The 23249-nt window shown below is 68.8% G+C and carries 26 protein-coding genes and 1 other RNA gene; 15 read left to right on the top strand and 12 right to left on the bottom strand.

The annotated features are described in order from the left end of the window. Positions 1 to 40 precede the first annotated feature (40 nt). Together OS889_RS02865 and OS889_RS02860 are read left to right on the top strand one after the other, a co-directional pair. Positions 41 to 1195: a nicotinate phosphoribosyltransferase gene (locus OS889_RS02865; protein WP_372387098.1), complete on the top strand. Its 1155-nt coding sequence runs from the start codon at positions 41 to 43 to the stop codon at positions 1193 to 1195. A 105-nt stretch (positions 1196 to 1300) separates the two neighbouring features. Continuing rightward, positions 1301 to 1936, top strand: a complete 636-nt coding sequence (locus OS889_RS02860) for a histidine phosphatase family protein (protein WP_372387096.1) — start codon at positions 1301 to 1303, stop codon at positions 1934 to 1936. A gap of 168 nt (positions 1937 to 2104) precedes the next feature. On the opposite strand, the gene OS889_RS02855 is transcribed toward OS889_RS02860, so the two are convergent. Continuing rightward, entirely contained in the window at positions 2105 to 2707 is a 603-nt protein-coding gene (locus tag OS889_RS02855; RefSeq protein ID WP_372387094.1) for a TIGR00296 family protein, read from the bottom strand. A gap of 206 nt (positions 2708 to 2913) precedes the next feature. Here OS889_RS02855 and rnpB point away from each other — a divergent pair. From rnpB to OS889_RS02835, 4 genes are all read left to right on the top strand, one after another. Beyond that, positions 2914 to 3296, top strand: an RNA gene (gene rnpB / locus OS889_RS02850) — RNase P RNA component. Between the two features lie 113 nt (positions 3297 to 3409). Further along, the gene (locus OS889_RS02845; RefSeq protein WP_372387092.1) at positions 3410 to 4531 is read left to right on the top strand and encodes a matrixin; all 1122 of its coding nucleotides are present in this window, start codon (positions 3410 to 3412) and stop codon (positions 4529 to 4531) included. Between the two features lie 50 nt (positions 4532 to 4581). Beyond that, a complete protein-coding gene (locus OS889_RS02840) occupies positions 4582 to 4911 on the top strand; it encodes a WNWW family protein (protein WP_504923071.1) in 330 nt (109 codons plus the stop codon). 52 nt (positions 4912 to 4963) lie between these two features. Continuing rightward, positions 4964 to 6196: an MBL fold metallo-hydrolase gene (locus OS889_RS02835; RefSeq protein WP_372387091.1), complete on the top strand. Its 1233-nt coding sequence runs from the start codon at positions 4964 to 4966 to the stop codon at positions 6194 to 6196. A 57-nt stretch (positions 6197 to 6253) separates the two neighbouring features. Here the strand turns inward: OS889_RS02835 and OS889_RS02830 are convergent, their stop codons facing one another. The 4 genes from OS889_RS02830 to OS889_RS02815 all read right to left on the bottom strand — a co-directional run bounded on the left by OS889_RS02830 (position 6254) and on the right by OS889_RS02815 (position 11603). Then, positions 6254 to 7366 carry an agmatinase family protein gene (locus OS889_RS02830; RefSeq protein WP_372387089.1) on the bottom strand — a complete coding sequence of 371 codons (1113 nt, stop codon included), beginning with the start codon at positions 7364 to 7366 and terminating at the stop codon, positions 6254 to 6256. A gap of 271 nt (positions 7367 to 7637) precedes the next feature. Beyond that, entirely contained in the window at positions 7638 to 8684 is a 1047-nt protein-coding gene (locus tag OS889_RS02825) for an AbrB/MazE/SpoVT family DNA-binding domain-containing protein (RefSeq protein ID WP_372387087.1), read from the bottom strand. A gap of 161 nt (positions 8685 to 8845) precedes the next feature. Next, positions 8846 to 10396 (bottom strand): high affinity choline transporter 1, encoded by a 1551-nt coding sequence (locus OS889_RS02820; RefSeq protein WP_372387085.1) that lies wholly within the window; start codon positions 10394 to 10396, stop codon positions 8846 to 8848. 433 nt (positions 10397 to 10829) lie between these two features. Continuing rightward, positions 10830 to 11603 (bottom strand): DUF5806 family protein, encoded by a 774-nt coding sequence (locus OS889_RS02815; protein WP_372387083.1) that lies wholly within the window; start codon positions 11601 to 11603, stop codon positions 10830 to 10832. 334 nt (positions 11604 to 11937) lie between these two features. Here OS889_RS02815 and OS889_RS02810 point away from each other — a divergent pair, with 334 nt between their 5' ends. From OS889_RS02810 to OS889_RS02800, 3 genes are read left to right on the top strand one after another with little or no spacing between them, the layout of a single operon-like run. Next, the gene (locus tag OS889_RS02810; protein ID WP_372387081.1) at positions 11938 to 12858 is read left to right on the top strand and encodes a winged helix-turn-helix domain-containing protein; all 921 of its coding nucleotides are present in this window, start codon (positions 11938 to 11940) and stop codon (positions 12856 to 12858) included. A 44-nt stretch (positions 12859 to 12902) separates the two neighbouring features. Next, entirely contained in the window at positions 12903 to 13268 is a 366-nt protein-coding gene (locus OS889_RS02805; protein ID WP_372387079.1) for a universal stress protein, read from the top strand. Continuing rightward, entirely contained in the window at positions 13265 to 13819 is a 555-nt protein-coding gene (locus OS889_RS02800; protein ID WP_372387077.1) for a GNAT family N-acetyltransferase, read from the top strand. The genes OS889_RS02805 and OS889_RS02800 overlap by 4 nt, the downstream gene beginning before the upstream one ends. A gap of 21 nt (positions 13820 to 13840) precedes the next feature. On the opposite strand, the gene OS889_RS02795 is transcribed toward OS889_RS02800, so the two are convergent. After that, positions 13841 to 14299, bottom strand: a complete 459-nt coding sequence (locus OS889_RS02795) for a universal stress protein (RefSeq protein ID WP_372387076.1) — start codon at positions 14297 to 14299, stop codon at positions 13841 to 13843. A gap of 109 nt (positions 14300 to 14408) precedes the next feature. On the opposite strand from OS889_RS02795, the gene OS889_RS02790 reads away from it, so the two are divergent. Together OS889_RS02790 and OS889_RS02785 are read left to right on the top strand one after the other, a co-directional pair. Continuing rightward, a complete protein-coding gene (locus tag OS889_RS02790; RefSeq protein WP_372387074.1) occupies positions 14409 to 14879 on the top strand; it encodes a universal stress protein in 471 nt (156 codons plus the stop codon). A gap of 68 nt (positions 14880 to 14947) precedes the next feature. Further along, positions 14948 to 16207, top strand: coding sequence for a DHH family phosphoesterase (locus tag OS889_RS02785; RefSeq protein ID WP_372387073.1), 1260 nt, complete (start codon positions 14948 to 14950; stop codon positions 16205 to 16207). Between the two features lie 143 nt (positions 16208 to 16350). Here OS889_RS02785 and OS889_RS02780 read toward each other — a convergent pair whose 3' ends face one another. The 3 genes from OS889_RS02780 to OS889_RS02770 all read right to left on the bottom strand — a co-directional run bounded on the left by OS889_RS02780 (position 16351) and on the right by OS889_RS02770 (position 17826). Further along, entirely contained in the window at positions 16351 to 16860 is a 510-nt protein-coding gene (locus OS889_RS02780) for a DUF5807 family protein (RefSeq protein WP_372387071.1), read from the bottom strand. Positions 16861 to 16911: 51 nt separating this feature from the next. Beyond that, positions 16912 to 17067, bottom strand: a complete 156-nt coding sequence (locus OS889_RS02775; RefSeq protein ID WP_372387069.1) for a DUF7563 family protein — start codon at positions 17065 to 17067, stop codon at positions 16912 to 16914. Positions 17068 to 17193: 126 nt separating this feature from the next. Then, on the bottom strand, positions 17194 to 17826 hold the full coding sequence (locus OS889_RS02770; RefSeq protein WP_372387067.1) for an MBL fold metallo-hydrolase: 633 nt from the start codon (positions 17824 to 17826) through the stop codon (positions 17194 to 17196). 125 nt (positions 17827 to 17951) lie between these two features. On the opposite strand from OS889_RS02770, the gene OS889_RS02765 reads away from it, so the two are divergent. From OS889_RS02765 to OS889_RS02755, 3 genes are all read left to right on the top strand, one after another. Further along, entirely contained in the window at positions 17952 to 18128 is a 177-nt protein-coding gene (locus tag OS889_RS02765; protein WP_372387066.1) for a DUF5786 family protein, read from the top strand. A gap of 96 nt (positions 18129 to 18224) precedes the next feature. Continuing rightward, a complete protein-coding gene (locus OS889_RS02760; RefSeq protein ID WP_372387065.1) occupies positions 18225 to 18827 on the top strand; it encodes an endonuclease dU in 603 nt (200 codons plus the stop codon). Between the two features lie 24 nt (positions 18828 to 18851). Continuing rightward, positions 18852 to 19490 (top strand): uracil-DNA glycosylase, encoded by a 639-nt coding sequence (locus tag OS889_RS02755; RefSeq protein WP_372387063.1) that lies wholly within the window; start codon positions 18852 to 18854, stop codon positions 19488 to 19490. Here the strand turns inward: OS889_RS02755 and OS889_RS02750 are convergent. From OS889_RS02750 to phnD, 3 genes are all read right to left on the bottom strand, one after another. Continuing rightward, complete coding sequence (locus OS889_RS02750) at positions 19487 to 20509, bottom strand: PhnE/PtxC family ABC transporter permease (protein ID WP_372387061.1); 1023 nt, start codon at positions 20507 to 20509, stop codon at positions 19487 to 19489. The two genes, OS889_RS02755 and OS889_RS02750, sit on opposite strands and share 4 nt — an antisense overlap. After that, on the bottom strand, positions 20506 to 21327 hold the full coding sequence (phnC, locus tag OS889_RS02745; protein WP_372387059.1) for a phosphonate ABC transporter ATP-binding protein: 822 nt from the start codon (positions 21325 to 21327) through the stop codon (positions 20506 to 20508). The genes OS889_RS02750 and phnC overlap by 4 nt, the downstream gene beginning before the upstream one ends. 76 nt (positions 21328 to 21403) lie before the next feature. Next, positions 21404 to 22444: a phosphate/phosphite/phosphonate ABC transporter substrate-binding protein gene (gene phnD / locus OS889_RS02740; RefSeq protein ID WP_372387057.1), complete on the bottom strand. Its 1041-nt coding sequence runs from the start codon at positions 22442 to 22444 to the stop codon at positions 21404 to 21406. A gap of 146 nt (positions 22445 to 22590) precedes the next feature. Between phnD and hisH the strand changes: the two genes are divergently transcribed. Next, positions 22591 to 23235 (top strand): imidazole glycerol phosphate synthase subunit HisH, encoded by a 645-nt coding sequence (hisH, locus tag OS889_RS02735; protein WP_372387056.1) that lies wholly within the window; start codon positions 22591 to 22593, stop codon positions 23233 to 23235. The last annotated feature ends 14 nt before the right edge of the window (positions 23236 to 23249 follow it).

Genomic DNA, 23249 nt, shown 5'->3' with positions numbered 1-23249 from the left:
GAACGAGTGAATTTTTCAGCGCGCCGGTCGAACCCCGCGTATGGACTTCGACATCGTCGGGCCCGACGCGATCCGGGAGGGCAGGGCGACCGACGCGTACTTCGACCGGACGGAGACGACGCTCCGGCACGCCGGGCGGAACCCCCGCGTCGTCGCGGAGATCACCGCCGATCAGTTCCCCGACGGCGACTACGAGCTCCTGGCGGGCGTGAAGGACGTCGCGGCGCTGCTCGAAGGGCGGGACGTCGACGTCGACGCGATCCCGTCGGGGCGGCTCTTCGACGGCGGGCCGGTGATGCGGATCGAGGGCGACTACCTGGAGTTCGCGCGGCTGGAGACGTCGATCCTGGGCTTCCTCTCGCACGCCTCGGGGGTCGCGACCGCCGCGCTCGACGTCCGGCGGGCCGCGCCCGACTCGCTCGTGCTCTCGTTCGGCGCGCGCCACGTCCACCCCTCCGTGGCGGCGATGATCGAGCGGAGCGCGCTGGTCGCGGGCCTCGACGGCTTCTCGCACGTCGCCGCGGGGGACGTGCTGGGGAAGGAGGCCGGCGGGACGATGCCGCACGCGCTCGTGATCTGTTTCGGCCGGGGGAACCAGGAGGAGGCCTGGACGGCTTTCGACGAGGCCGTCGGCGAGGACGTGCCGCGGGTCGCGCTGTGTGACACCTACTCCGACGAGACCGACGAGGCGCTGCGGGCCGCCGAAGCCCTCGGCGACCGCCTCGACAGCGTCCGCCTCGACACCACCGGCTCGCGCCGCGGGGACTTCCAGCACATCATCAAGGAGGTCCGCTGGACGCTCGACGCCCACGGCCACGAGGACGTCGGGGTCTTCGTTTCGGGCGGACTGGGGCCCGAGGAACTCCGCGAGCTCCGGGACGTCGCCGACGGCTTCGGCGTCGGCGGCTACGTCTCCAACGCCGACCCCGTCGACTTCGCGCTCGACATCGTCGAGGTCGACGGCGAGCCGGCGGCCAAACGCGGCAAGCTCACCGGCGCGAAGGAGGTCTACCGGACGGCCGACGGCGGCCACCACGTCGGCCTGCGCGACCGCGACGGCCCCGACGACGGCGAGGTGCTCCTCCAGCCGCTGCTCCGCGACGGCGAGGTCGTCGAGGACGTCGCGTTCGACATCGACGCGGCGGCCGAGCGGGCGGCGCGGGACGCGGACCTGTGTGCGTACGGCGCGGAGTAGCGGCCCATTCCCGTCTCGAACGCCGATCCGTCGACCCACCGCCCCGCCGCTGACAGCGATCCGCCCCGGCGCGGAAGCTATGCGTCGCGACCGCGTAGTGCGCGTATGGCGGACGTCGTCTGGGCGGTCAGGCACGGCGAACGGCAGGACACCGTCGACCCCGACTGGGAAGCGCACGCCGAGCGGCTCCACGACCCGCCGCTGACGGAACTGGGGCGCTGGGCGGCCTGGCGCGTCGGCCGCCGGCTCGCGGAGTCGGGGCCGCCGTTCGACGCCGTCTACGCCTCGCCGTTTCTGCGGACGGTCGAGACCGCAGACGAGATCTGCCGGGAGATCAGACGGGAGGGACGGCTCGAACCGGGACTCGGCGAACACCGGAACCCGGAGTGGTTCGACGCCGAGCCGGAGACGCTCCCCGTCGACGAACTGACCGCGCGGTTCGACACGATCCGGGCCGACCGCGAGCCGTACGTCCGGCCGACGTTCCCGGAGACGGGCGCGGCGGCGACGGCGCGGGTCGGGGAGACGGTCCGTCGGATCGTCGCCGACGAGCCGGGGACCGTCCTCGTGGTCGGCCACGGCCTCACCATCGGCGGCGTGGTCGACGGGCTCGTCGGCTCGACGGACGGCGTCGACGCGCCGCTGTGCGGGCTCACGCGGGTCGAACAGGTCGGCGGTGAGGAGGGGACGGAGGCGGGCGAGTGGCGGCTCGACTTCTCCGGCGACACGTCGCACCTGTAGCGGCGGCCGGGGGCCCGGTGGTAGTCGTATCGACGCCGCGATCCGGCGGACGGGGGCCCGGTGGTAGTCGTATCGACGCCGCGATCCGGCGGACGGTCGTCTCTACTCGGCTGTCGAGGGTCGCGTGTCGGCCGTCAGAGTCAGCGTCGCTGGCGTCGGCGCCGTCGCTTACAGTTCTTCGACGCTGCCGCCGTCGGCGCGCTCGCGGAAGACCTGACCGTCGAAAAGCGTGACCGTGGTGTCGTCGTCCTGCCAGGCGAGCGGGGAGAGGCCCGCCTTCCGGCAGGCGTGGGTGAGGAACTGTTCTTCGTTCCAGCCGTTCTCGATCGGGATCGTCGGATAGAGCCAGCCGTGGTTGCCGTCCTTGTCTACGACGACGCCGTGTGTCCCCAGGTCGACGTCGTCGAGCGGTCGGTCGGTCTGGGTGTAGTCGCAGACGACGCAGACGGAGATGGTGAGGTTCGACAGTTCGGGCTGTTCGATCTCCGAGCCGCAGGAGTCGCCGGAGGCGGCCTGGATCGCGGCGTCGACGATCGCGTGGCCCAGTTGGTCGTTGCCGCGGTACGCGCCGGCACATCCCCGGAGGCGACCGCGGCCGCGCGTGGACCGGATGCGGACGAACGCGCCGGTGCGGGCGTAGAAGGCGTCCCGCATACTGCCCGGCTGTTCGCGCTGTCCGTGGAGAACGTACGATTCGACCGATTCACGCGCTAGCTCGACCGCCCTCGCCCCGTCGTCGTAGGAGAGACGAACGGTCTGCGCCTCGGACATACAGTTGTGGAGGCGCTCGCCCGACTTGAACGCTTCCCTTCTATCTCGGACGTATACGGCTGTGAGCGTCGGTTCGGCGGGGTTTGGATCGATGCCCGGACTTACTGACGACCGAGTTCATTTTCTCGCGTCCCGCCGCCGACGCGTTCGACCGACGAAACCGGGGGACCGAACGGCTTATCCGGATCTCCGCCCAAGATCCGATCGGCAGAGAGAGCTCGGCCCCCGTCGGTCCGACCGGACCGATGAGGAAAGTCCCCCCACCGTCCGGACGGGTGACCGGGCGCAAGCCCGGAGTCGGAGACGGCTGGCTCTGGAACAGAAACGAGACCCCTCGGCCCGACCGATGACGCGCGTCGACGGCCTCGCCGTCGGCGGCGTTCGCGGAGACGCGAACGCGCGAACCCGACCGCAAGGAAGGGGAGCTGACCCGCGGAGGGCCCGCGGCCGCGAGGCCGCAGACGGCCGAGAACGGATGGAACGGCGAATCCTCACCGGTGCAAGTCAGCGCCGACAAGGTAGTCCGGACAGGGCGCTGACGCTCAGCCGAATGCCGAGCCGAACAGAAGGGGGCTTACTCCTCTCAGCCGCTCACGCCCGAGAGCGGCGGCGCCGGCGATAGGGGCGTCGGTTTCGGCACCCCACCCCGCTTCCGTCGGTCGGTACCGAACCTTCTTTGCCGCGACGGCCCTCTCCGAGCGTATGCCGAACCGGTCGTCCGGGGTCGCGGTCGCGGCGGGCCTCGCGCTCCTCGTCGTGCTCGCGGGCTGTGCGAGCCCGGTCGCGGAGTTGCCGGCGACGGAGCCAGAGAGCGAGCCCGCAACGACGACGACCGTCGGAGCGTCCCCGACGACGACCGGATCGACCGCGAGGACCGCCGAGCCGACGGCGACGACGCCCTCGGGGACGCCGACCGCGACGCCGACGGCCGTCGCCGACCGGCGGAGTCCGTGGGGCGACGAGCCGATCGTGGTCTCGGTCCGCGACACCGCGGGCACCGGCCGGGAGTGGACGCCGCTGGTCGAGGAGGCAACCGCCTACTGGGAGGCCAGCGCCGAGCGCTTCGCCGGATTCCCCGTCGACTACGCGGTCCGGCCGGACGCGTCGAACCCGGACCTGATCGTCGAATTCGTCGACACGGTCCCGGTCTGTGAGGGCGCCGACGACGCCGCCGGCTGTGCGCCGCTGATCGAGGACCGCCGGCAGATCACGCGGCCCGAGACCGTCTACGTCCGCACCGGCTTCTCGGACGACTCCACGGTGCGGATCATCGAGCACGAACTCGGTCACACCCTCGGGCTCCGGCACGACGACGCGCCGCAGGAGATCATGGCCAGTCGGTCGGTGCTCTACACCGAGGAACGGCCGAACGCGACAGAGCGCGCCTTCCCGTGGGACGACGCCGACTTCACCGTTTACGTCGACGTCGCGAACGCGTCCGACCCCGCGGGCGCCCGCGAGCAGGTCCGCCACGCGCTGGAGTACTACGAGGACGACGCGCCGGGAATGCCGACCAACATCACCTTCACGCGCGTCGACAACGCCAGCGACGCCGAGATCGTCGTCCGATCGGCCGGGACCTCGCCGTGCGGGTCGGGCGCGGCGTCCTGCGGGGAGACCCGAGGCTGGGACCCCGACGGCGACGGCGCGATCGAGACCTACTCGCAGCTCCGGGTCTCGCTCGTCGACCTCGACACCGACGCCGTGGCGTGGCACACGGGCTACTGGCTGGCGTACGGCTTCGGCGCCGAGGAGGACGCGGACAAGCCGCCGCCGTTCCGGGACGCCGACTACGACGAGCGCCGGAGCGAGTGGTGGACCTGATCGGGACGCGCGTCGGCGGATTCTTTTCTGTCGATCACGTAGGCCGAGCTATGACCGAAAACGGCGACTCCGAGACCCCGACGCTGGAGATGGCCCGCTTCGAGGCCGACGAACTGGCGGAAGCGCTCGAAGACGCCTTCGACGGCACCGACGCGGAGTACCGCGTCGTCGCCAGACAGGCCCGCGACCTCGCGGACGCGGGCGTCGTCGCCGAGGACCGGGGCGAACCGCTCACGATCGAGGCCATCGTCCGCAACCTCGACGACGCGCCCGAGGACTCCAGCGTGGCCGACCGCTGGAACTGGTGGCTGGGCGCGCTCGACACCGCCTACGGCGGCTACCGCGAGTTCGAGGTCCGGGCGGTGCCGAACGAGGAATAGAACTGACGCGAAAGCGACGGACCCAAGCGGACGGAGTCGGTAGCGGGACGCGATGGACGTTCGGTTTCTCGGCGGCGCCCGCGAGGTGGGCCGGAGCGCCATCCTCGTGAACGACTCGCTGCTCTTGGACTACGGAACCCTGACCGGGAATCCGCCGCAGTTCCCCGTCGAGACGCCCGAGCCGGAGGCGGTCGTCGCCTCCCACGGCCACCTCGATCACGTCGGCGCGATCCCCTCGCTGTTGTCCGGCGACCGCCGACCGCCGATCCACTGGACGCCGCCCACCCGGGAGCTCGCGCTGACGCTCGCCCGCGACACGCTCAGGCTCCACGGCGGGACCTACGACTGCCCGTTCACCGAGGAGGAGCTCCGGCGCGTCACGCAGGTCTCGGAGACCCACGGCTACGGGGAGTCCTTCGAGGCCGCGGGCCACGAGGTGACGCTGTTCGACGCGGGCCACATCCCCGGGAGCGCCCACGTGCTCGTCGACGACGGCGACGCGCGCCTGCTGTACACCGCCGACTTCCACACCGACGACCAGCGGCTCGTGTCGGCGTCGACCGCCCGCCCCGAGGCGGACGCCGTGATCTGTGAGAGCACGTACTCGGACGTCGAACACGAGGCCCGCGCAGCGATCGAACGGCGGTTCGCAGAGAGCCTCCGGACGACCGTCTGGGAGGGCGGCACCGTCGTCGTCCCGGCGTTCGCCATCGGCCGGACCCAGGAGATACTGCTCGTCTGCGAGGCCAACGACATCGACTGCTACGTCGACGGGATGGGCAAGGGCGTGACCGAGATGCTGCGGCGACACCCCGAGTTCGTCCGGGACGCCGACGCGCTCCGGCGCGCGAAGTCGAACGCCCGGTTCGTCGACGGACGCGACGGCCAGCGGAAGCGCATCGCCGACCAGAACACCGTGATCGTGACCACGAGCGGGATGCTCTCGGGCGGGCCGGCGATGACCTACGTCCCGGCGATCAGGGCGAACCCGACGAACAAGATCGCGCTGACGGGCTACCAGGTCGAGGGGACGCCCGGACGCGACCTCCTAGAGCGGGGCCGCGCCGAGATCGACGGGCGGGTGATGCCGATCAGCGCCCAGGTGGAGTGGTACGACTTCTCCGCGCACGCCGACCGCGAGGGCCTCTTGGAACTGCTCTCCGAGTACCGCGACGTGCCGGTCTTCGTCAATCACGGCGATCGCTGTGAGGCCTTCGCCGAGGAACTGAACGGGGAGGGATACCGGGCGTCGGCGCCGGCGGTCGGCGAGACGGTGGAGCTCTGAGCGGCGCGAAACGGGTCGGTGGGTTCCGGAGCGGCGAGTCGCTGCCGCAGTCGGCGGTCAGTCGTCGTCGGCGGGCGTCGCGGCGCTCCCGCTCGGTCCGAGAGGCTCCTTCGGCTTGATCGGCGAGCCCTCGTCGAGGCCCTTCTCCGCGAGGGCCATACTTCCCATCACCTCGATGATGAGGCGGTTGGCGAAGCCGCTCGTGATGCCGCCGTTGTAGGAGTTGGTGTCGCTGGCGTCGTAGGCGGGCGAGACCTCGACGACGTCGAAGCCGAAGTCGTCGGGATCGAGCGCCTTGACGACCTCGCGGACCATATAGATCGCCTCGCGCGGGATGAGGCCGCCCGGTTCGGGCTCGCCGGTGCCGGGCGCGTAGGCGGGCTCCATCACGTCGACGTCGAAGGAGACCCAGACGGCGTCTGTGCCGTCGGTCGCGCGCTCGACGGCGTCGGCGACGATGTCGTCGAGGTCCATATTGCCGACCTCCATCGCGGTGTACCACTTCATTCCGGCCTCGCGCATCTCCTCGTAGGTGTCGGGGCCGGGCCAGAAGCCGCGCGGGCCGATGAGCGTGTAGTTCTCGCCGGCCATCAGGTCGTCGTCGTAGACGCGCTTGACCCAGGCGCCGTGGTCGTACTCGAAGCCGGTGAGGCCCTCGTCGCCGGTGTCGGCGTGGCAGTCGAAGTGGATCAGGCCGATGTCGTCGTAGCCGTTGGCCTCCGCCCAGCCCTTGATGTCGGGATAGGAGATGGAGTGGTCGCCGCCGATGACGATCGGCGTCGCCTGTTCGGAGATCTCGTAGACGGCGTCCTCGATGTTGAGCTGGCTCTGGCGCGTGTCGCCGGGCGAGACCGCCGCGTCGCCGGTGTCGGCGACGCTGAAGGTGTCGAAGGGGTCGACGCCGGTCTCGATGTTGAAGTGCTGGTACGGCGGCGAGGGCACCGTCGACGCCGCGCGGACCGCGCGGGGGCCGTAGCGGGTGCCCGGCCGGATCGTCGTGGCCGTGTCCAGCGGCGCGCCCAGGATGCCGATGTCGACGTCCTCGTCCGCCAGGCTGTCGCGGTCGACCTGGGGGAGCTTCAGGAACGTCGGGATGCCGCTGAAGATGGGTTCGTTCGCTTCCTCGTACGCTTCGCCGTAGATGTCGCGGCCGGATCTGTCCTCTGTCATTGTAGTGGATCGGTCGTAGTCGCCGAAATAGCCGAACGTACGTCGGCTAATTCACGACAAATAAGCGTGGTTCGTTTACTTAGAAAAGCGTTTCTTGGAATATATCCAAGCACCTCACACAGGCTTGTGCGGGTATGTACTCTCGATGTGACCTTTGAGACCTTATATTCGCGAGGAGGTGTCGAAGGTAAGGGAAGGCCCGCGTCACAAGTGGAAGGCGACGGTGCTGGGGGATGGAGAAGAGAACCGAGGGACGGCCGCCTACCGGCGCTCAGACGCCGTTCGTCTCGACGGCGCCGGTCGAGTGGAAGGCGAAGTGCGTCGCCACGTCGAGGCTGTCTTCGGCGTGGTCGGCGCTCCGGCGGAGCGCGAGCAGGATTCGCTGGAGCGCGAGCAGGGGTTCGGGCCGGGCCGATTCGAGGTGTTCCTGGGCTCGGTCGGCGTGTGACGCGAACGTCGCGAGCGCCTCGCGGCCCTCGCTCGTCGCGGTCGTCGTCGGGTTCGTGACCGCCTGGCGGGTCGCGGTCGCGGCGTCTTCGAGCGCGGTCGCGACCTCCGTCAGCAGCTCCTGGGTCTCCGCGTCGAGGGCGACGCCGCCGGCATCGATGACGTCGTCGGCCAGGTCGCGGGCCGCGCCCGCCATCAGCACGACGTCCTGGGCGACGGACCGGTAGCCGATCAGGGGGAAGCCGGTCTCCAGGCCGACCGACTCGTTGAGGCGGGGGTTGCGGTAGGTCGTGAACACCAGGCGGAGAAAGAGGTAGAACAGCTTCTCGACCTGGCGCTGGCGGCCGATGGCTCGCTCTGCGAGGTCGGTGTCCGACGAGAGGAGCGCCTCGACGGCCTCCGACCGCATCGTCGCCTCCGTGCGCCACAGCCGGTCCATCAGCGTCGGGAGCTCGAAGTCGCCGGGGTCGACCGAACAGCGGATCGCGACCGTGTCGATCCCCTCCTCGACGACGCCCAGGCCCATCAGCCGGCGCTCGGTCTCGGTGATGGCCTCGAAGATCGGCGGCCCGATCGGCCCGTCGCTCTCGACCTCGATGAGCTGCCGGCCGAGGACGTACTGCGCGAGGATGGCCCGTCGGACGGACTCCGGGTCGAGCGACGCGACGTCGATCGTCGCCGTCGCCTCCGTCTCGGCGGGCGTGTCCGGGACCACAAGCAGCGACCCGCTGCTCTCGTCGCGCTGGACGACGAGTTCGTCGCCCTTTTCGAGGCCCTGCTCGCGCGCCCACTCCGCCGGGAGCGTCACCGCGAGCGTGGAAGATCCCAGTTTCTGGATCTTCCGCTTCATCCTGAGGTCGTCCGAGCTCACGGCGGATCCTCCCGACGGCGCTCGCGGTATGTCCGAGATCGAGACCCAGATGTTCGCATTTATTTCGGCCTATGATTTACGGAGTAGCGATAAATGCTCTTTGATATGTTCGAATATTTTCTGACGGTCGCAAAATGAATACGAACGTGGAAATATTTGCGTCAGTCGTCGGCGTACTGGCCCTGCCCCTGCTCGTGGATCGAGAGCGTGCGCGCGTCGTGGGTGTTGCGCGTCGCGTAGGCGACGGCGACGAAGACGACGAGGCTCACGCCCGCGGCGATGAACGTCGGCAGGCCGTCGAAGGCCGAGGTGAAGATGTCGTTGGGGATGTACAGGAGCGTGTTCTCGTAGGCGTAGGTCGTCGGCACGAGCACGAACAGCAGCAGGCGCGTCGCCGACCCCGCGAGCATCGAGGCGAGCGCGGCGGGCGTGTTCGCCATCTCCGACCAGTAGAGGCCGAACAGAAGCGGGACGAACGCGCCCGCCAGCATAATGTCGAACGCGAGCACCAGCAGCATCCCGGTGGCCGATACCTGGATGGCGAAGAAGATGCCGAGCAGCGTGATCGGGACGGACATCAGGCGGGTGACCGTGAGCAGTTTGTCGCTCTCGGTGCCGAAGAAGCCCTCCTCGGTGCCGCCGTCGGCCGCGACCGCGTTGCTCGGTTGCTCGTTCACGCGGATGTCGCCGACGTTCCGGGCGATGACCGCCGAGGTGCCGAGGATGGCCCCGTCGCTCGTCGAGAAGGAGGCGGCGACGATGCCCGCGAGGACGAGCGCCGCCAGCCACGGCGGGACCGCGTTCTGCAGCAGCGTGTACAGCACCGCTTGGCTACCGGACTGGACGCCCAGCGCCGCCAGGATGGAGTTCGCCGATAGCGCCACCATCGAGAACGGGATGCCGATGATCAGCGTGCCCGCGGCCCCGACGAAGCAGGCCTTCTGTGCGGTCTCGGGGCTGTCGGCCGCGAACACCCGCTCCATGAAGTCGATGGCGACGATGTCGCCCAGGCCGAGCGCGACGATGGTCGCGAGGTTGATGTAGGCGCCCTGGCTCGGGTCGGTGAGCTGCCCGAGGTTCGTGGGCCCCATCCCGCTCGGGATGGTGATGCCGTACTGGGTCGCGACGAAGACGATGAGCGCCATCGACCCGACGAAGGCGACGAGCGCCTGCAACACGTCGGTGTAGGCCACGGCGAACAGCCCGCCGGCGACGGTGTACGCGAGCACGAGCCCCGCGATGATGAACACGCCGAGCTCGAAGCTCGTGCCGACGAAGATCTGGAAGAGATAGCCGCCGGCGACGAGGTTCCCCGCGAGGAGGAACGCGTACGCGACGGACATAATCAGGCTGGCGACGATCTCGGACGACCGGCCGTACTTCCGGCGGAAGAAGTCCGGGAGCGTCGTGAGGTTCATCCGGTTCATCGGCTTGGCGAAGAAGAGCCCGGTGAGGGTGAGACACAGCGCCAGGCCGACCGGCAGCGCCGCGCCGGCCCAGAAGCCGGCGGCCGCGACGAGGTCCGTGTTCCCGAGTGTGGCGTTCGAGTCCAGCGATTGCGCCATAAGCGTCGCGGCGGCCAACGGAAGGATGAGCCCCCGACCGGCGACGATGTAGTTGATGCTGTCGCCCTTGACCTTCCGGGCGACGTAGAGCCCGATGACCATCATCAGGACGATGATCGCCGCCAGCCCGTAGACGATGACGCTCACTGGCACACCCCCCGAACCGACGCGCCAGTAGGTTTCGTATTGTTCGTTATTTCGATCGATTTGCAGTCGTTTGCGCTCATATTACCGTCATCAGTGGAAGCTTGAAGATGATTAAAAAGATCTTTCCTGTATTTGTATAGTTAGTCGTAAGGAAGCCTTGCACGTACAAACTGTACCATTCTGCGGGTACGTGTTTATACAATATGTACGGCCGTTTCGGCGGGATTGTAAGACGAGAGATTCGATCGGGTCAGATTCGACAACGTGGGGTTATACGCGAGTGAGTCGGGAGACGTCCAGAAACGGATCCCGAAGAGACAGCGAGTAGATACGTCAGTCGGCGGAGAATTACTCGACGATCGGTCGACAATCGATCGCCGATCGATCGGCGATTCGATGCCGGACGGACTGCCGACGGAGGATGCGGCCCCGATTACGCGTCGTCGCCGTCTTCGGTGAGTTCTTCGGCCCGCAGGTCGGCGCTCGCTTCCCGGACTTCCCGCATCACGCTCGAGATCCGCTCTTCGGCCTCCAGTTCCTCCTCGACGGAGAGGTCGACGCCTTCGACCTCGAGTAAGAATTTCGCGATCTCTGTGACCTCGTACATCATCTCGTCGAGCTCCTCGGCGGTGAAAAAGCCCGACATCGCGCCGTAGAGGAACGTCGCGCCCGACTTTCGGATCTTGTCCTCGAACGACGAGCGGGCCTGATTGACCGCCTGCGGCGTGTAGGTGTCGGTCATAAAGGGGACCAGTTCGGGGAGATTCTCGCCGATCTTGGTCATCTCGACGCCGGTCTCGGTCCGGAAGTCCGCACACAGGCGGGCGATCGCCCACTCGCGGGCGGTGATGTACGTGCGGTCCCGGAGGAAGTCGTTGACGCGGTCGTACTGCGCGCCGTCGACCTTCTTGAACCGGGCGTACTTCCGCACGTCGGCCGGCGTCCCGTCCTCGGGGGCTGTGCCGGCCGCGTCGTCGGCATCGGCGTCGGTGTCGGCCGCCGCATCGCCGGCGGCGACGTCGCCGACCTCAGAGGAGTCGCCGGCGTCCGAGGGCCCGTCGGTGTTGGAGCGATCGCGCGCACTCGACGAGCCGTCGCCGTCGCGGTCGGTCTCGCCGCCGCCGGCGTCGCTCCCCTCGGCCGGGCGGTCCACGTCCTCGTCGGCCCGCGGCGCGTCCGGCGTCGGCGCCTCGGCGTCGTCGTCCATACTGCCGCGTGTCGCGCCGACGGCAAAAAGCGTTCTGTCGCCGGGGCGAAACCGCATCACGACACGGTCGGATTCGTGTCGGCGCCGTTTGTGAAGAAAATTTCACCGCGGGTTTTTCAACTCGCGTCGAGTGAAATAATACGCCGGGGTGGTAACTCGGCCGGGCGTCGTCCGGTGTTTGTGCCTCTGCACCGGCGACGGTCGCGCACCTTTCGTACACGCAGCCTGCGGCCCGTCCCGACGGCGTCGACGAAGACGACAGCGACGGCGATCGTTCCCGAGCGAGAACCCCCACTGACAGAATCGTTTTCCGTCTCGGCGACGAGGCCCGAGCGTGAGCCGACAACCGCCGGACCACGTCGGACTCGACGACGAAGCGCTCAAGGCGGTCGCCAACGAGACCCGGCTCCGGATCATCGCGAGCCTCGGGGCGGTCGTCCGAGACGGGCGGTACGGCACCCGACGGTTCTCCGAACTGATGGAGCAGATCGGCCTGTCCGACAGCGGACAGACCACCTATCACCTCGACAAGCTCCGCGAACAGGGGTACGTCGAGCGGACCGAGGAGGGCTACCGGCTGACACTCCGGGGCCTCCGGATCTACCAGTTCGTCCGATCGGGCGTTCTCAGCGGGAGCCCGGCGGTCGGCCCGTTCGAGTTGGACCTCGACCACGAGGAGTGCGGGAAGCCGCTGTCGATCCGGTACGAGGACCACCGCGTGTACGGCGAGTGCGAACACTGCGACGTCGTGATCGAGGGCTCGCCCCTCCGACCGAGCGCGTTCGATCCCGAGCGGCCGGAGTCGCTCCGGGAGGGGATGCGGAAGCAGATGTGGTCGGAGAACTTCGCGCTGACTCAGGGGTACTGTCTGTACTGCGGGGGATCGGTGGACACCGGATTCGACTACCCGTACCGAGGCTCGGACGTCGACGACGCCACCGAGTCGGAGCCGGTGATCCGCTTCAACTGTACCGTCTGTCACTGGTTTCTCACGACGGGCGTCGAGTACGCCGGCTATCTACACCCGGCGGTGGTGTCGTTCTGTCACCGACGGGGCATCGACCTCCGAGAGCACCTGATGCTGAAAGTCCCGATCGAGGTCCAGCGCCCACGGATCCGTTCGGAGGATCCCTGGCGCGTGACCGTCACCTACGCGTACGAGGGCGATTCGATCACGCTCACCTTCGACGACGATCTGACGGTCCACGAGATCGAACGGGAAGCGAGCCCCATAGAGTCCGACGCCTCGCCGTAGTTCGTACCCGACGATTTTTCTACTCCGCCGTCGACATCCGGCGTATGAGAATTCTGCTGGGACTCGGCGCCGGCGACGACTCCCTCCAGGCGCTAGAGCGGACTGCCGAGCGCGCGGTCGAGGCGGGCGACGATCTGACGGTTGCGATCATCGACGACGACGGCGAGCGGTCGGTCGACGACATCGAAGCCGACGTACAGCAGGCCCTCGACGAGCGGGGCCTCACCGCGGAGATCAGGTACCTGGACGCCGACGCCGGGAGCGAACTGGTCGACATCGCCGAATCGGAGGGCTTCGACCGGATCGTCATCGGCGGCGGCACGACCAGTCCGATGGGGAAGATCCAACTGGGCAGTACGGCCGAGTTCGTCCTCCTGAACTCCCACGTCAGCGTGACGCTCGTCCGATGACCCGAGACCGTCTGTTCCCCGACGTGGTGGCCGGGCCGTTCGAGGGACCGCCCCTGACCTTCGAGGACCGCGAGGGCCGCGACATCGAGATCCGCGCGTACGACGGAAGCGACGCGGAGTACGAGGCGCTCGCGTCGATGTACGTGGCGTTCGACCCGGCGGACCGCGCCCAGGGCATCCCGCCGAGCCAGGAGCGACGCATCCGCGAGTGGCTCGACAACATCCTGAGCGGCGACTGCCTCAACGTCATCGCGTGGGACGGCGACGACGCCGCGGGCCACGCGACGCTCGTGCCCGACCAGGACGCCTACGAGCTCGCGATCTTCGTCCTCCAGAAGTACCAGGAGGCGGGGATCGGCACGCGCCTGATGAAGACCCTGCTGGGCTACGGGGCCGAACAGGGCGTCGAGAAGGTGTGGCTCACCGTCGAGCGGTGGAACAGCCCCGCGGTCGGCCTCTACAAGAAGATCGGCTTCGAGGTCAGCGACTCCGAGAGCTTCGAGCTGGAGATGGCGATCCGACTGGCCGACGGGCGCGACGAGGGGGGATGACGGGAAGGCAGAATCGACCGCTCAGACCGACAGCACGGGCTGGCTCGCATACAGGAGCACGTACTCGGCGGCCTTCGCGAGCACCTCGCCGGGATCGCCCGACAGCGGCTCGCGCGGGACGACGAGGAAGTCCGCCGACAGCTCCTCTGCGGTGTCGAGGACGACGCTTCCCGGATGACGGAGCTTCATCTTCGTCGAGAAGCCGTAGGCGACCGAAGTCGAGAGCTCGACGCCCTGCTCGGCGGCGATCGACTCGGCGGACTCCATTATCGCCTCGCCGTCGGCGGCGACCGCCTCGTCGTCGACGCGTCCCTCCTCGATGGCCTTGACGACGTCCTCGCCGAGCACGTGGACGACGTGGACGCCCGCGTCGTACTCGTCGGCGATCGCGGTCGCGTACGTTACCGCCTCCGTCGACTCGTCGCTCGCGTCCACCGGGACGAGCACGAGGTCGACGGACAGCGGCCGGCGGTCAGTCATACTCCCCTCTGTGACGCCCGGCGGCAAAAATCCACATACTATCGGCGCGCCCGCTCCCGACCGCCGCGGCCCGCGGGGATTTATCCCGGACCCCGGCGAATCCGGGGGTATGTTCGAGACCATCGTCATCGCGACCGACGGCTCCGAGAGCGTCAGGCGGGCCGTCGACGTGGCGCTGGACCTCGCCGACCGCTTCGACGCGGCGGTCCACTGCCTCTATGTCATCGACGAGGGCGACGTGGCCTCGTCGCCGGAGCGGCTCCGCGACGAGATGGCCGAGGCGCTCGAAGACCGGGGCACGGAAGCGATCGCGGAGGTCCGCGAGTCGACCGATCGCGAGGTGACCGGCGCGATCGAGGAGGGCCACCCGCCCTCCGTGATCGACGAGTACGCCCGCGAGGTCGACGCCGACGTCGTCGCGATGGGGACCCGCGGCCGACACGGCGAGAACCGATTCCTCATCGGATCGGTCGCCGAGCGCGTGGTCCGGACGTGTCCGGTGCCGGTGCTCACGGTCCGACAGCTCGCCACCGACGAGAGCGACGAGGAGCTGATCGGGACGCCCGAGCAGGCGGGCTGACCGACAGGGCCGGCGGACGCGCCCGCGGAACCACGTCGGTTTTCACCGCGGCTCCCGTCGTCGGGGGTATGGAAGACGAACTCATCGACAGCGCGAGCCTCTCGCTCCCGCGGAAGTCACAGCTTCCGGGGACGGGCTTCTTCTACCCGGACTCCCTGGACGAAGACCGGACCGAAGAGCGGATCGCCGAGGCGGTCGACGGCGCGGAGGCGGTCGTCGTCGCCGACACCGACGCCGACGGGCTGGGCTGTGTCGCGCTCGTTCGGGAGATGTACGACGCCACCCTGGAGTGGGCGACGTTCGAGGAGTCGGTGACAGACCGCGTCGAGCGCTGGGAGCGCGACGAGCCCCTCGACGATGAGAGCGACGAAGACGAGGAGGAGACGGACGAGGCGGCCGCGCGCTCGACGGTCGCGCTCGTCGGCGCGGGGCCATATTCGCTGGACGAGGCGCTCGAACACGTCGCCGAGTACGCGGCCGCGGGGATCGACCTCTACGTCTGCGACATCTGTCCCGACGAGTACGCGTGGATCGAAGACGAGCTCGCCGCCGTCTCCGACCTGGCGGCGTCGGTCGCCTGGTACGACCACCACCAGTGGGACGACGAAACGGCCGAAAAGGTCCGCGAGACCGGCGCCGACCTCGTCGTCGGCGCGTCCGACGAGGAGTGCTCGACCGACGTGACGCTCCGCGAACTCGACTACGACTTCGACGAGCGGTGGACCGAACTCGCGGCCGTCACCCGCGACCACGACCTCTGGCTGAAGGAAGACCCACGGAGCGACGACCTCGCGGATTACGCCTACTGGACAGACCCCGAGGAGTACGTCACCGTCGTCGGCGTCTTCGGCGTCGACCTCCCCGAGGTCGTCGAAGAGTACATCGAACTCCGGCGGGTCGAAAAACAGCAGCTGATCGAGGCCGCCGTCGCCCGCGCGGAACTGAAGTCGGTCGGCCCCTGGACGATCGGCGTCACCTACGGCCGGTGCTCGCAGAACGAGGTCGCCGAGGCGCTGCGCGAGGAGGGCGCCGACGGGGCCGTGATCGTCAAGCCCGCCGGGAGCGCGAGCATCCGCGGCTCCGAGGGGTTCGAGCGCGCCCACGAGGTCGCCCGGAAGGTCAACGGCGGCGGCCACCCGCGCGCCGCGGGCTGCAAGCCCGAGATCTACGACGATATGCTCGATTACGCCCACCACTGGACGACCCAGGGCGCGACCGCGAAGCGGGTGATCCTCCGGGCGTTCGAAGAAGTCGCGGCCGACGTCGAAAGCGAAGCCGAAGAAGAGAGCGAAGCCGACGTCGAAAGCGACGAGTCGTCCGCGGAATAAGAGCGAAGACGGAACAAGAGCGACGGCGCGAACCCTTATATACGAACACGCGGCCAGCCGCGGTGTGGTTTGACGCCAGTCCCGCGCCGGGACGCGGTTGCCCGACACGTCGGCGCGGGAGCGGCCGTGTCGGCTGTTCGCTCTTACTCCGCTTCGGCCGGCTCGGACTCGCCGGGCTGGACGCCCGTCTCTCCCTCCGCGCCGACGACCCACTTGTCCGAGTAGCTCGCGCCGCAGGCGCAGTGTGCATACGCGTGGACCACGTCGCCGCGCTCGTAGAGGCCGCCGACCTCCTCGTTTTGCGCCTCCGAGAAGGCGAAGATGAACTCCACCTCGTGAGCGTCCGCCCCGTCAGCGTCGGCCTCGTCTCCGGCGTCGCCGTCCTCCCGCGCCGGACACTCGCCGCCGTCCAGCGATCGGGAGATGTGGCCCCGCCGTTCCATCGCGCCGCGGGCGAACTCCATCGCGTCCATCCCGGTGCCCGCGGAGAACGCCCGCCGGCCGTCGTCGCCCGGGACCACGAGCACGTAGCCGTTCTCGACGGTCTCGCCCATCTTCGGGAGCTTGTGCTGGCTGTCGAGGTACGACTCCGTGAGGAACAGCGCGACGTCGTCGTGGCGCTCGCCCGCGAGGAACGCCTCGAGTTTGCTCATAGGGTCGAGACGGCGCGGAGCGGTAAAAGGAGGCTGGAATCCGCCGCCGCGTCAGTGTCGCGTCGCTCGGGCCTCTCGGACGTCGGCCCCGTCGCGGACCTTGTCCTCGCAGTTGGGGCAGACGCGCGGGTTCTCCATCCCGTTCGGGGCGAACACCCGGACGTACTCCGCGGTGACGAACGAGCCGCAGTTCTCGCATGTCGGCATCGCCAGCCGGTTTGTAGTGAACGAAAATAATATTTAGGGCGAGGGGCGGCCGCCTCCGGCGGGCGATCCGTCGCTGACGCCGACGACCGTCGCTCGCTGAAGCGGGGACACGGGCGGAGAGCCGCGCTACTCGTCGGGGTACTTCGGCTCCCGGCGCTCGGCGCGGTCGAGCGCGCGCTCGATCACGTCGCGGACGGAGTCTGCTTCGCCCACCGGGTCCGCGCGGTAGACGTCGCCGTGGCCCGCGTACAGCGCCTCCACCGTCTCCGGCAGCCGGTCCAGCAGCCGCCGGAGGCTCTCGATGAGCTCCTCGCGGGACTGGCCGGGCATATCCGTCCGGCCGAAGCTCCCGTCGTCGAAGGCGCCGTCGTTGTAGACGACGACGTCGCCGCTGAAGACGCGCGTCTCGCCGACGAGCGACACGTGGTCGTCGGCGTGGCCGGGCGTGTGGACGACCTCGTAGGCCTCGCCCGCAAGCTCGATCGTCTGTCCGTCTTCCAGCGCCGCGGTTCGGCGCGGGTGGTCGCCGTAGGCGTAGAGGTCGGCGTCGAACCGATCGAGAACGGCGTCCAGTTCGCCCACGTGATCGCGGTGCTGGTGTGTCAGGACCACCGCGTCGAGGTCGTCGACGTGGTCGGCGACGACGTCCTCGACGCCCGGCATCGTGCCCGCATCGACCAGCGCGGACGACTCGCCGGCGAGCAGGTACGCGTTGCAGGTGAACTCCTCGGCGCTCTCGGTGACGGTGTGGATCTCCATACCTCCCGATTCGAAGCCGCGGCGAAAAAGGCTCTGGCGGCGCGGTCGGCGGGGCCTCCCAGTCACCGGATTCGGTCTCGGACCTGCGTGTGTTTTTTACCGCTGCCGACGGTATCTATCCGTGTATGGGATTTGGGAGCTACGACGAGTCCGAACAAGAGAACCAGGACTTCGATACCGATCTCGAAGACGACGACGGCGTCGCTACCTCCCAGGCGGACCACCGGGGAGACGTAGAGTTCGAAATCGGGGCATCGAACGACGAACTCCTGGATCGGCTCAAAGACATCAAAGAGGAGTGACGACCCGAACCGCGCGACCGGGGGTGTCGCCGTCGCCGGACGAACGGCGGGGCCGACAGCGGAACGTCGGCGCGGCCGGCGGGGGCTGACTCGCAGGTGAAGCCGGGCACGCGAGCGCTCGGCATCGCGGAGTCGACCGACGAGGCCAGCGGCCGCTGTGTCTTCTGCGGCGCGGTCGTCCGCGCCGACCGGACGGTCGACGGCGTCGGGTTCGCGACGGCGACCGTCGGCGGTCTCGACGCCACCGACGCCGTCTGCGACGTCGTCGATCGAACGGCCCGCGAGGACGTCCAGTACGTGTTGCTCTCGGGCGTCGCGCCCGCGTGGTTCAACCTCGTCGACCTTGAGGCGGTCGTCGACGCCGCCGACCGGCCGGTCTGTGCCGTCTCCTACGAGGACAGCCCGGGGCTCGAGACCGCGCTCCGCGAGCACTTCGACGGCGACGCGCGCGACGCGCGGCTCGGCGTCTACGAGGGGTTGCCGCCGCGCCGGGAGATGGAGGTGAACGGCGAGATGGTGTTCGTGCGGAGCCTCGGGCTCGACGGTGACGACGCCGAGCGTGTCGTCCGCGGCTTCACGCCCGCGGGCGGTCGCCCCGAGCCTCTGCGGGTCGCGCGCCTCGCCGCCCGCGGGGCCCGGGAGTGGCGCGCCCGCGACGACCGCGAGGGAGACGAAGACGGCGAGGACCGTCACGGGTAAGTCGCGCCCGGTCGCCTCTCCGATATGACCCAGGATGGAGGCGGCGACGCCGACGGCGGGGACGCGACCGTGCGGACCGACGGGCCCGACGTCGCGGCCTGCGAGCGGTGTCCCGACCTGGTCGCGTCGCGCTCGCGGATCGTCAACGGGGTCGGCCCCGACGACGCCGAGCTGGTGTTCCTCGGCGAGGCGCCCGGCGCCAACGAGGACGCGGAGGGCGAGCCGTTCGTGGGACGCTCCGGGAGCGTCCTCGACGAGGCCCTCCGAGACGCCGGGCTCGCCCGCGCCGACGTCCGGATCACGAACTGCGTGCGCTGTCGCCCGCCGGAGAACCGCGATCCCAGGAGCGGCGAGCTCGCGAACTGCCGCGGTCACCTCGAACGCGAACTCGACGCCGTCGATCCGGAACTGCTCGTGACGCTCGGGAAGGTGCCCTCAGAGCACCTGCTGGACCGGTCGGTGGCCGTCACGAACGAGGCGGGCGACGTCGTCGACGCTCGGGTCGGCGACCGGAGCTACCGGACCGTGATCTCCGTCCACCCGGCGGCGACCCTCTACGACGGGAGTCAGCGCGAGACGTTCTTCGAGACGATCGCCCGCGCCGCCGACATCGCCGGCGTCGGAGAGGGCGGCGGCGGGCAGTCGAGCCTCGGAGAGTTCTAGTCGCGGGGCTTTCCGACGCCGAGCCACTTCTTCGGGTCGAAGAGGTCGCGTACGGCCTCGACGAGGCCCTTGCCGGAGTGTTCGCCGGGGCGGAGCCGAGCCCGGATCCGCGAGGAGATCAGCTCGATCCCGAGGACGACGATGAACACCATGATCAGGCCCGCGGCGGTCTGTCTGAACTGGAAGAGGTCCTGGCTGTTCCGGATCATCAGCCCGAGGCCGCCGGCGCCGACGACGCCGAGCGAGATGGCGATCCGGGTGTTGATCTCCAGGATGTACAGCGTCCAGGCGATGAACGAGCGCGACACCTGACTCAGCATCCCGAAGCTCACCGTCTGTGTGCCCGACGCGCCGGTCGATCGGATGGCCTCGATCGGCCCCTCGTCGATCTCTTCGAGGTCGTCGGTGAACAGGCGGCCGAGGTTCCCGATGCTGTCGGTGCCGATCGCCAGCACCGCGGTGATCTGGCTCGGCGGGCCGATCGGGATGTAGAGGAAGATCCAGACGATCGCGGGGATCGCGCGGATCGCGCTCAGCGTGCCGCGGAAGATGAAGTTGAAGGGAAACGGCGTGACGCGTTCGCTCCCCAGGACGCCGAGGATCAGCGCCCCGGGGAACGCGAGCACGGTGCCCATAAAGCCGAGCAGCAGCGTCACCAGGCTGGCCTTCACGAGCGACAGCCGCGGCGAGCCGAAGCTCTGGAAGATCGGCGCGCCCCAGTTCCGGAAGCTCGCCGGGATCGCCTGGAGCCCGGTGATGTCGTTGTCCTTCGTGTAGATGGTGAAGTTCTGGAAATCGGGCGGGAAGAAGCCCTGCGCGATGAAGTCGTACATCGCGGGGAACCGCCCGGCGACCACGCCGGCCTGGAAGCCGATGAAGCCGAATCCCCAGTAGGTCACGCCGACGACGGCGCCGAGGATCGCCAGCCACAGCAGATAGCGGAGGCGCCGCAGCCGGTCCAGCGAGCGGAGCTTCTCCCGGACGTCGGAGCCGGCGGAGCCGGCGGATTCGGAGCTCACGTTCCGTCACCTCCGTCGGCGGCGGCGTTCGCTCCGGGCGCTCCGGACGGCACCGAATCGGTGCCCGTCGGGTCGTTCTTGAGCGACTCGTCGCCGGCCTCGCCGCCGTAGTAGATTCGGTCCATCTCTTCCATCGTGAGGTCGTCGGCGTCGCCGTCGAAGATCACTTCGCCGTCGCGGATCCCGAGGAAGCGGTCGCCGAACTCGCGGGCGATGTTCACCTGGTGGAGACTCGTCACCGTTGTGAGGTCCTGTTCGGTCGCGGCCTTCTTGAGATAGCGCATCACCTCGCGGGCGGCCTTCGGGTCGAGGCTGGCGACCGGCTCGTCGGCGAGCAGGATCTCGGGCTCCTGGACGAGCGCACGGGCGATCCCGACCCGCTGCTTTTGGCCGCCGCTCATCGACTCCGCGCGTTGGCCGGCCTCGTCGAGCAGCCCGACGGTCTGGAGCGACTCCAGGGCGGTGGTCTTGTCGTGGTCCGAGTGCAGACCGAGGAGGCTACGCAGCAGGCCGTTTCGGGACAGCGCCCCCGTGAGGGCGTTGCCGAAGGCGCTCTTGCTCTCGATGAGGTAGTGTTCCTGGAACACCATCCCGACCTCGCTCCGGTTCCCGGAGATCTCCGCGCCGCCGATCCGGACCGTTCCCTCGGTCGGATCCGTGAGGCCGTTCAGCACCCGGAGCATCGTCGACTTGCCCGCTCCCGACGGCCCGAGCAGGATGACGAACTCGCCTTCCGAGATGGTGAACGACACGTCGTCCAGCGCGACGGTGTCTTCCCCGTATACTTTGGTGACGTTCTCGAATTCGATTGTGGGCATCTGTCAGTGGTGGGTGGATGGAGGCCCGGTGGCCCGAAAAACGACGCGGATGTAGCCGGGCGGCCGGGTCGAGCGATTACTCGAAGATGTCGGTGCCGACGCCGAGTTCGTTCGCAACGTCGATGACGGACTGGTAGCGGTCCTGGGAGGCCTCGCGGACGTCGCCGAACCAGAGGTCGTCGTCGGTGCCGTCCTCGCCGTCCTGGCCGTAGTAGATGCTGTCGGGCCCTTCGAGGATCGACTGCTGCAAGGCGGTCTTGGCCTCGTCGCTCAGTTCCGGCGAGACGACGAGCGGGGCGCGCGGCAGCCCGTTGTCCTCGTGGAGGGTCGTAGCGACCTCCTGCCAGTCCTCGGGCGCGGGCCCGGTGCTTGTGTCGCGGACGAAGCCGCCCATCGCGGCGGCGTCGACCTGGCCCTGTTCGAGGAGGGTGTAGGACCCGACGTGGCCGCCGGCGAACCGCGCGTCGAACTCGGCCTGCGAGCCGTTCCCTTCGGGGAGCTCGCCGACGTCGAGGCCGCCCTGCGTGGACATGCTGTACAGGGGGTACAGGCAGCCGCTCGTCGACAGCCGGTCGGAGAAGGCGACGGTCTTGCCCGAGAGGTCCGACAGCTCCGTGATGTCGCTGTCGTTGGGAGTGGCGATGATGCTCGTGTACTCCCAGCTGCCGTAGCCGTACCGCTGGAGGATGATCTCCGCGTTGCCGGTCTTCACGCCGAGCGCGGCCGCGAACGGTCCGGTCTCGGCGATGTCGGTCGTGCCCTGGCCGAGCGACTGGATGATGGCGCTGTAGTTGCTGCCGACGGTCCCTTCGACCGCCAGACCCTCGGGAACGTCGTGGTTTTCCCGTAGGTAGCTCCCGATGTGGTCCATGAAGGGCGCGTACTGGACCTCAAGGTCCTCCTGGGGGACCGACGGCGAGATGCCGAAGTTGACCGTGTCGTCGCCGCCGAAGGTCATCCCCGCGGCCGGCGTCGCGGTCTGTGTCGCCGTCGCCGTATCGGTCTCTCCATCGGATTCGGTACTTCCGCCGCCACTCGAACCGCCGCTACACCCAGCGATGAGTCCGGCGACCCCGACGGCCCCCGCGGACTTGAGAAACGCACGTCGTTTCGTCATACGATCATATGGAACTACTGTATCAGCCGCATAAAGATTCTGATTCCACAATATATAGCCAAACAGTGACGAATAAAATCAACAGTGATCCGGGAGGTAATCGAGAGTGTCGGAAGCGATTTCACCCGCCCCCTCGAAGTGGTCGTATGAGCGCTCAGACGGTAGCGGAGGTCGTCCTCGTCGACTACGGACTCGGAAACCTCCGTAGCGCACAGCGCGGGCTCGAACGCGCCGGCGCCGCGGTCGAGATCACCGACGACCCCGACGACTTCGCGGCCGCCGACGGGATCGTGCTCCCGGGCGTGGGCGCGTTCAGCGAGGGGATGGAGAACGCGGGGCCCTTCCGCGAACCGCTCGCCGCCGCCGCCGACCGGGGCCAGCCGATCTTCGGGATCTGCCTCGGGATGCAGATGCTCCTCACCACGAGCGAGGAGGCCGACCACGCCGGCCAGGGCCAAGTGGAGGGGCTCGATTTCGTCCCCGGGACGAACGTCCGGTTCGAGCGCGACCGGAAGGTGCCGCACATGGGCTGGAACGAACTGCGTATCGAGCGCGAGCACCCGATCGTCGAGGGAGTCGACGGGGAGTACGCCTACTTCGTCCACTCCTACTACGCCGAGCCGGACGACCCCGACGCCGTGGTGGCGACCGCCGACTACGGCGTGTCGTTCCCGGCGGTGATCGCCAACGAGGCGGGCAACGTCTTCGGCACGCAGTTCCACCCCGAGAAGTCCGGCGAGACCGGCCTGCGGATCCTGCGGAACTTCGTCGAGTACTGCGCCGAGCGGTAACCGTCCCACGCCGC

It is taken from the genome of Halobellus sp. MBLA0158, assembly GCF_041477585.1.
GTDB classification, from domain to species: Archaea; Halobacteriota; Halobacteria; order Halobacteriales; family Haloferacaceae; genus Haloquadratum; species Haloquadratum rubicundus.
Note: the sequence above shows the minus strand (reverse complement) of the source record. Positions and strands in the feature narration are given on the sequence as shown.

Bases quoted from the DNA above. Each gene is read 5' to 3' on its own strand.
- OS889_RS02865 (WP_372387098.1), top strand. From the start codon at position 41: ATGGACTTCGACATCGTCGGGCCCGACGCGATCCGGGAGGGCAGGGCG.
- OS889_RS02860 (WP_372387096.1), top strand. From the start codon at position 1,301: ATGGCGGACGTCGTCTGGGCGGTCAGGCACGGCGAACGGCAGGACACC.
- OS889_RS02855 (WP_372387094.1), bottom strand. From the start codon at position 2,707: ATGTCCGAGGCGCAGACCGTTCGTCTCTCCTACGACGACGGGGCGAGG.
- OS889_RS02845 (WP_372387092.1), top strand. From the start codon at position 3,410: ATGCCGAACCGGTCGTCCGGGGTCGCGGTCGCGGCGGGCCTCGCGCTC.
- OS889_RS02840 (WP_504923071.1), top strand. From the start codon at position 4,582: ATGACCGAAAACGGCGACTCCGAGACCCCGACGCTGGAGATGGCCCGC.
- OS889_RS02835 (WP_372387091.1), top strand. From the start codon at position 4,964: ATGGACGTTCGGTTTCTCGGCGGCGCCCGCGAGGTGGGCCGGAGCGCC.
- OS889_RS02830 (WP_372387089.1), bottom strand. From the start codon at position 7,366: ATGACAGAGGACAGATCCGGCCGCGACATCTACGGCGAAGCGTACGAG.
- OS889_RS02815 (WP_372387083.1), bottom strand. From the start codon at position 11,603: ATGGACGACGACGCCGAGGCGCCGACGCCGGACGCGCCGCGGGCCGAC.
- OS889_RS02805 (WP_372387079.1), top strand. From the start codon at position 12,903: ATGAGAATTCTGCTGGGACTCGGCGCCGGCGACGACTCCCTCCAGGCG.
- OS889_RS02800 (WP_372387077.1), top strand. From the start codon at position 13,265: ATGACCCGAGACCGTCTGTTCCCCGACGTGGTGGCCGGGCCGTTCGAG.
- OS889_RS02795 (WP_372387076.1), bottom strand. From the start codon at position 14,299: ATGACTGACCGCCGGCCGCTGTCCGTCGACCTCGTGCTCGTCCCGGTG.
- OS889_RS02790 (WP_372387074.1), top strand. From the start codon at position 14,409: ATGTTCGAGACCATCGTCATCGCGACCGACGGCTCCGAGAGCGTCAGG.
- OS889_RS02785 (WP_372387073.1), top strand. From the start codon at position 14,948: ATGGAAGACGAACTCATCGACAGCGCGAGCCTCTCGCTCCCGCGGAAG.
- OS889_RS02780 (WP_372387071.1), bottom strand. From the start codon at position 16,860: ATGAGCAAACTCGAGGCGTTCCTCGCGGGCGAGCGCCACGACGACGTC.
- OS889_RS02775 (WP_372387069.1), bottom strand. From the start codon at position 17,067: ATGCCGACATGCGAGAACTGCGGCTCGTTCGTCACCGCGGAGTACGTC.
- OS889_RS02770 (WP_372387067.1), bottom strand. From the start codon at position 17,826: ATGGAGATCCACACCGTCACCGAGAGCGCCGAGGAGTTCACCTGCAAC.
- OS889_RS02765 (WP_372387066.1), top strand. From the start codon at position 17,952: ATGGGATTTGGGAGCTACGACGAGTCCGAACAAGAGAACCAGGACTTC.
- OS889_RS02755 (WP_372387063.1), top strand. From the start codon at position 18,852: ATGACCCAGGATGGAGGCGGCGACGCCGACGGCGGGGACGCGACCGTG.
- phnC (WP_372387059.1), bottom strand. From the start codon at position 21,327: ATGCCCACAATCGAATTCGAGAACGTCACCAAAGTATACGGGGAAGAC.
- phnD (WP_372387057.1), bottom strand. From the start codon at position 22,444: ATGACGAAACGACGTGCGTTTCTCAAGTCCGCGGGGGCCGTCGGGGTC.
- hisH (WP_372387056.1), top strand. From the start codon at position 22,591: ATGAGCGCTCAGACGGTAGCGGAGGTCGTCCTCGTCGACTACGGACTC.